Source organism: Azospirillum formosense (genome assembly GCF_013340925.1).
In the GTDB taxonomy this organism is placed as follows: Bacteria; Pseudomonadota; Alphaproteobacteria; order Azospirillales; family Azospirillaceae; genus Azospirillum; species Azospirillum formosense.
Window position 1 is genome coordinate 21818 of record NZ_WHOR01000045.1, and the last position, 6408, is coordinate 28225.

The following is a 6408-nucleotide window of genomic DNA, read 5'->3' on the forward strand; positions in this document are numbered from 1 at the left end:
TATTCATGCAAATCACGGTTGATGTTTTGATTGGCGGCGATTGATTTTGTGGTATCGGCGGTGCCCGGGGCCGGGGGCGGCGTGGCGTTCCGCGCCGGACCACGGCAGGTTGCCGCGGCGGTGAAAGGCCACGACTGGTCGAATCCTAGGCCGCTGACCGGGCCGGCGGCGCGCGCAGATGCGGCATGCCAGCGTTCCCCATTCTGACCATCGTCAGACACGGCCATGCCGGGCTATAATTTCGACCAATGCGCGAGAAGAGGTGGTGCACAACGATCGCCCACCCGCGCGAGCGAGGGAGAATCGCCATGGCACTCAAGGATCTGCTGGTGGTCGTCGACGACACCGCCGCCGCTGCGGCGCGAATCGATGCCGCCGCCCAACTGGCCGCGCGCACCGACGGCCACATCACCGGCCTCTACCCCGTCGTTCCGCTGACCCTGCCGGGCTATGTCGAGGCCGAGCTGCCGGACGAGGTGCGCGCCATGCAGCGCGGCTTCATCGAAAACCAGACCGCCAAGGCGGAGGCTCTCTTCACTGACGCGGTGCGCCGCAACGGCCTGACCGACCGCTCGGAATGGCGGGTCCTCTACGGACACCCGACGGACAGCGCGGCGCTGCATGGGCGCTACGCCGACGTGGTGGTGGTCGGGCAGGCCGATCCGCACCGCGACCGTGACCGCCCGGTGGCGCTGCCGCAGGATCTGGTGTTCGAATGCGGGCGTCCGCTGCTGGTCGTGCCCTACGCCGGCAACTTCCCGCACATCGGGGAGCGCGTGCTGGTCGCCTGGAACGGCAGCCGCGAGGCGGCCCGCGCGGTGGCCGATGCGATGCCGATCCTGGCCGCCGCCAAGCGCGTCGTGGTGATGGCCGTGAATCCCAAGGCCGGTCCCGCCGGCATCGGCGACGAGCCGGGTGCCGACATCGCCAAGCACCTGTCGCGCCATGGCTGCCGGGTGGAGGCCACCCACATCGTGACCGACCAGATCGACCCGGGCGACACGCTGCTGAACACGGTCGCCGACGAATCCTGCGATCTTCTGGTCATGGGCGCCTATGGCCGTTCGCGGCTGCGCGAACAGGTTCTGGGCGGCATGACCCGCTACATGCTGGAGCACATGACGGTTCCGGTGCTGATGAGCCATTGAGGCCGATGCGACCACCCGGTCGCCGGCTCATTCGGAAGCAGTCTGGGCGGAAGCAGTCTGGGCGGAAGCAGCCTGGGCGGAAGCAGTCTGGGCGGGAATAGTCCGGTGGGGTCGCCTGTTCATCCCAGTGTGGCGGTGCCGGACTTTGGTCGATGGCACCGCCGGACCTGCGAAGGAAGGCCGGCATGAGCGCGCTGAACCCCACGTTCCTTTACCGCATTCGTCCCTCGGGCGTGGCCGCGGTCTTTCGTCCGGCGGTCCGCTTGGTGGTGCTGGGCATCGCCGGGGCTCTGGCTCTGTCCGCTCTTTCCACGGCGGCGGACGCGCATGGCCCGCGTGACCGCGGCTCCTGGTACGGCGGTCCTCCCTATGGCGGGCCTTCGGTGATCGTGCCGCCGCCGGGAAGCCGGGTGATCGTCGTGCCCGGCTACCGCCCGCCGCCGCCCATCGTGGTCGCGCCGCCCCCCTTCTGGGGGCCGCCGCCCCGCCATCATCACCACCGCGCCTGGCGCAACGACTGGGGGCCGCGTCCCTATCCGGGGCCGAGCGTGCAATTCTACGGCGGTTGGTCGTCGGGCCGGGGCTGGTGACGGCCCGGACCGTTTGAAGGGACTGGGTGTCGCGGGAACGACGCTGCGATGGTGTAATCTCGCATGGACATCGACTCGTTGCCCAGCCATGCTCGTTGCGGTGGCGCCTGGTTCGAGGTGCCGCGCCGTGCGTGCATGAGGGTGCGATGTTCTTCAAACAGGAAGCGGATTTCCGGCGGTCGATGAATCGGGGCTTGGCCGCGGTGATGCTGGGCGTGGCGGCCCTGTCGCTTGGCGCTTGCGCAAACCAAAGCCAGAACCGCTACAGCTATCGGGATGTCGGCCACGCGACCTCGGTCGAGTTCGGCACCGTGATGGCGACCCGTCCGGTGGACATCCAGGGTCAGAACACGGGAGCCGGCGGGCTGGTCGGCGGCGCCGCCGGCGGTCTGGCCATGTCCAACGTCGGCAAGGGATCCGGCAACGTGGCGGCGATCCTGGGCGGCGCGCTGGTGGGCGCCGTGGCCGGCGCCGTGGCCGAACAGGCGATTTCGGACCGTACGGGGATCGAATATGTGGTGACGCTGGCCACAGGCCGTACCATCACCATCGTGCAGGAACAGGCGGCCAACGAACCGGTCTTCGGTCCGGGCCAGCGCGTGATGGTGCAGACGAATGGCGCCTACCAGCGCGTCCTGTCCGCCGACCATCTGCCGACCGAAACGAGCCGCCCCAAGGGCATCAAAGTGGTGGATTGAGGCGGGCCGGCCGCCGCCCTCGGCACAGGGCATCCTCCTGCCTGTTGACCCGAGGGAACGAGGGAATGGGGTGCGGGAGGACAATCCGATGACGGGTGGAGCGGTCAAAAAGGCGGCAGGTCTCCGAACGGTCCTGCGGGCTGCGGCCATGGCGTCGGCTGTCCTTGTCGCAGCCTGTGCCGGGTTGAGCCCGCCGCCGCAGGCTGCTCCCGAAGCCGGCGCGGTGAGCGCCCTGGACCGGCTGAGCCCGAACCGCTGCAACGTGGCCGTCGCCTCGTCCCTCGCCGGGGTGCGGATACCGGTGTCCGACGTCCGCTATCTCGCCTATGGCCTGTATCGCAACATACCGGGGGACATCGTCGGCTATGATGCGTGGGTGGGCTTGAACAGCCAGCCTGGAGCGGTCGTGGTGCAACTCGACGAATTTTGCACGCCGCGCCAGATCTATGCGCGCGAGGGCGCCCGACTTCCCGACGCCCGATGACGCGTCGGCCGCTCCCATTCGGACCATCCCGGCAAAAAAACCGCCGCTAACCCATTGGGCTAGCGGCGAGTTGAACAGGGAGGCTTCACGTCTGGGAGACGCTGGGTCCGAGGACCCAACCCCGGAAGCGGGCTTCCGGGACGAAACGCCGGATGCTGCGGCGCAACATCCAACGCCCAAGATTTGACCATTCTGCCCAAAGGATTCCATCCCCAAATATCCGATTCGGCCATGCGAGAACCGCATAGCTTGTAAGGGATTGAAGGAGAACAAGAAATTGGCGTGCGGGTGCGTATGGTGCTGAAGGGTGTATGGTTCGGGACGGAAAACGGCAACCGGATTGCAAAGATGCGGGGCGGGTTTCGGTACAATCCGTACAAAAAGAAAGGCGCCCGGCATGAACTGCGGGGCGCCTGTGCATTAAAAACGGGCAAAAGCCTTGTGTGCCCAAAGGCTGGGCTGGGTCAAAAGGCCGACTCCGCCACCTTCTTCACCAGGAAATCGCGGAACACCGCGATGCGCTTGGAATGGCGCAGTTCCTCGGCATAGACGAAGTAAGCGTCAACCTTCGGGCCGTCCACGTCGGGCAGGACGCGCGTCAGTTCCTTGCTGCCGTCGACCAGGAAATCGGGCAGGGCGGCGATGCCCAGTCCGCTCTCCACGGCGCGGTACATGGCGTAGATGCTGTTGACCTGCAGGATCGGCTTGCGCACGCCCGGCGCCGGATCGCCCACCTCGTTGATCCAGTTGACGTTTGCGATCGGTGCGCGGACGTCGGGCGGGTAGGCGACGATGTCGTGCCCGTCCAGGTCGGCGGGGATCTTCGGGGCGCCGCGCTTCTTCAGATACTCCTGATGGGCGTAGAGATGGAAATGCACCGACATCAGGTGGCGCTGGATCAGGTCGGGCTGGCGCGGCGTGTTCATGCGGATGGCGATGTCCGCCTCGCGCATCGCCAGATCCAGCTCGTTGTCGTCGATCAGCAGGGTGAGCTGGATGTCCGGGTAGATCGACAGGAACTCGTTGACGCGCGGGGTCAGCCAGGTCGAGCCGAAGGCCACCGTGGTGGTCACGCGCAGCGGTCCCTTCGGATGCTCCCGGCTTTCGGTCAGCATCGCCTCGGTCATCGACAGCTTGGCGAAGACGTCACGGGCGGTGCGGTGCAGAAGCTCGCCCTGCTCGGTCAGGATCAGGCCGCGCGCGTGCCGGTGAAACAGCGGCACGCCGAGGCTCTCCTCCAGCGCGCTGATCTGGCGGCTGACCGCCGACTGGCTGAGGTTCAGCGTCTCGCCGGCGTGCGTGAAACTTCCAGCCTCGGCCACGGCGTGGAAGACCCGAAGCTTGTCCCAGTCCATCATGCCTGTCTTGCTGCCCGCGCCCTGGCGGGGAGCCTCCCGTTTATTCTGAAGACGGCGCATAGCCGCCATGCTCATTTATACCGGGAACGCGCGGCGAACGCACCCCCAACCAAAGGCGCACCGCACGAAAAAGAGCCAAGCTTGGTAAGAATTTTCCGTTGTGCTGCGAAGAGCGCACATGTGTTTATCCCGCATTGTGGGATTTTTGCCGTTCCCGCAACCGAAGGACGACATCGCTGCGCCGGATTTGCTCGGACGATAATCGAGGGCCGGTGCGGGAGGAGGGGACTCGGGGCAAGCGCCTCCCCCTTGTTGCGGCGAGGCTTCCCCCCTTGCGCCGTTGCGCCGGGTGGGAGATCGGCCGCTAATCGGAGGTGACGCGGATTTGGGAAGGAGGGGTTCCGAATGCCCGATCAGCATCAGCCGGCGCTCACCCGCGATCAGGTGGTCGACATCTGCGGGCGCCTGGACGACATGCGCATCGCCAGCATCATCGGCACGGGCGCAACACCCGCCGAATTGATGGAGGCCACCAGCTGGACCGGCGCCGACGATTACATGGGCGAGGCGACGCAGCACCCTCCCTCGGGCCGGGTTGCCCGGCTCGTGGAGCTTCTCAAGGCCGACGAGCCGGACTGGGAAGACCGCTGATCCGGCTGCGGCCGATCCGATAGGGGTTCAGTCGGCCGCTTCGAGCGCGCGCGGCGGTTCCTTGGCGCGCGCGCGGGCGCGGTGGCCGCTGATCTCGGCGCCGGCATCGGGCGGCAGCCGCAGGAAGAACAGGGCCGACACGCAGGCCATCCCGCCGACCGTCAGGAAGGCCGGCACGAAGTCGGTGGGCGTCAGCGCCGCGCCGGGGCCGCCAGGTCCGCCTGCGACGCTCTGCGTCAGGTGCAGCACCGTCGCCCCGACCGCCACACCCAGGCTGAGCGAAACCTGCTGCATCACGCTGGCGAGCGTGTTGGCGCGGCTCAGGCACGCCTTGGGCACCTCGGCGTAGGCCAGGCTGTTCAGGCCGGTGAACTGCAGCGAGCGGAAGAACCCGCCCAGCAGCAGCGCGCCCAGGATGACCCAGTGCGCCGTCTCGGGCCGGAAGGCGGCGTAGCCCGCCAGGATCAGGCCGCTGAGCAGCGCGTTGGCGGTCAGCACCCGGCGGAAGCCCAACCGGCGCAGGATCGGCCCAGCCAGCGCCTTCATGGTCAGCGCCCCGGCGGCCCCGGCGAAGGTCAGCGCCCCGGACTCGAAGGGCGTGCGCCCGAAGCCGACCTGGAGCATCAGCGGCATCAGGAAGGGCACGGCGCCGATGCCGATGCGGAACAGCGTGCCGCCCATGACCGAGGCGAAGTAGGTCGGCAGCCGCAGCAGCGAGGGGTCGAGCACCGGCCGCTCCACCCCGCGGGCGTGGCGCAGGTAGAGCCACGCGGCGGCGAAGCCCAGCCCCAGCACCCCGGCGACCGCGGCGGGCGGCAGCACCCCGCGGCCGACATTCTCCAGCCCGAACATCAGCGCGGCCAGGGCCAGCGCGCTCAGCATGAAGCCGCGGCCGTCGAAGGGGTCGCGCTCGGTCTCGCGCACGTTGGGGATCAGGGCCAGCACCAGCGCCATCCCGATCAGCCCGATCGGCACGTTGATGTAGAAGATCCAGCGCCAGGAGGCGTAGGTGGCGATGAAGCCGCCGACCAGCGGCCCCAGCGCCGGGCCGATCAGCGCCGGCAGGGTCATCTGGGCCATGGCGGCGACCAGCTTCTCCTTGGGCACCGTCTTCAGCAGGATCAGCCGCCCGACCGGCACCATCATCGCCCCGCCCAGCCCCTGGACGATGCGCGCGCCCACCAGCTCGTACAGCCCGTCCGCCTGGCCGCAGAGGATCGAGCCGACGGTGAACACCCCGATGGCCGCCGCGAAGACCGTCCGCGTGCCGTAGCGGTCGGCCATCCAGCCGCTGACCGGCAAAAACACCGCCAGCGCCAGCATGTAGGAGGTCATGGCGAGGCTGAGGCGCAGCGGATCCTCGCCCATCGACCGCGCGATCTCCGGCAATGCGGTGGCGATCACCGTCGCGTCCAGATTCTCCATGAACAGGGCGCAGGCGATGATGAAGGGAATGTAGCGGGTGGCGCGGGGCATGGC

At 68.1% G+C, this 6408-nt stretch carries 7 protein-coding genes; 5 read left to right on the forward strand and 2 right to left on the reverse strand.

What is annotated here, in order from left to right:
* The first annotated feature begins 308 nt into the window (after positions 1–308).
* The 4 genes from GBZ26_RS08785 to GBZ26_RS08800 all read left to right on the forward strand — a co-directional run bounded on the left by GBZ26_RS08785 (position 309) and on the right by GBZ26_RS08800 (position 2920).
* Complete coding sequence (locus tag GBZ26_RS08785; RefSeq protein ID WP_174438509.1) at positions 309–1148, forward strand: universal stress protein; 840 nt, start codon at positions 309–311, stop codon at positions 1146–1148.
* 185 nt (positions 1149–1333) lie between these two features.
* Positions 1334–1738, forward strand: coding sequence for a hypothetical protein (locus tag GBZ26_RS08790; protein ID WP_174438510.1), 405 nt, complete (start codon positions 1334–1336; stop codon positions 1736–1738).
* Between the two features lie 146 nt (positions 1739–1884).
* Positions 1885–2436, forward strand: coding sequence for an outer membrane lipoprotein (locus GBZ26_RS08795; protein ID WP_246653540.1), 552 nt, complete (start codon positions 1885–1887; stop codon positions 2434–2436).
* Positions 2437–2524: 88 nt separating this feature from the next.
* A complete protein-coding gene (locus GBZ26_RS08800) occupies positions 2525–2920 on the forward strand; it encodes a hypothetical protein (protein ID WP_246653541.1) in 396 nt (131 codons plus the stop codon).
* A 464-nt stretch (positions 2921–3384) separates the two neighbouring features.
* Here GBZ26_RS08800 and GBZ26_RS08805 read toward each other — a convergent pair whose 3' ends face one another.
* Positions 3385–4275: a LysR family transcriptional regulator gene (locus GBZ26_RS08805; RefSeq protein ID WP_035675533.1), complete on the reverse strand. Its 891-nt coding sequence runs from the start codon at positions 4273–4275 to the stop codon at positions 3385–3387.
* A gap of 408 nt (positions 4276–4683) precedes the next feature.
* On the opposite strand from GBZ26_RS08805, the gene GBZ26_RS08810 reads away from it, so the two are divergent.
* The gene (locus GBZ26_RS08810; RefSeq protein ID WP_174438511.1) at positions 4684–4929 is read left to right on the forward strand and encodes a hypothetical protein; all 246 of its coding nucleotides are present in this window, start codon (positions 4684–4686) and stop codon (positions 4927–4929) included.
* Between the two features lie 27 nt (positions 4930–4956).
* Here the strand turns inward: GBZ26_RS08810 and GBZ26_RS08815 are convergent, their stop codons facing one another.
* On the reverse strand, positions 4957–6405 hold the full coding sequence (locus GBZ26_RS08815) for a DHA2 family efflux MFS transporter permease subunit (RefSeq protein ID WP_174438515.1): 1449 nt from the start codon (positions 6403–6405) through the stop codon (positions 4957–4959).
* Positions 6406–6408: the final 3 nt, after the last annotated feature.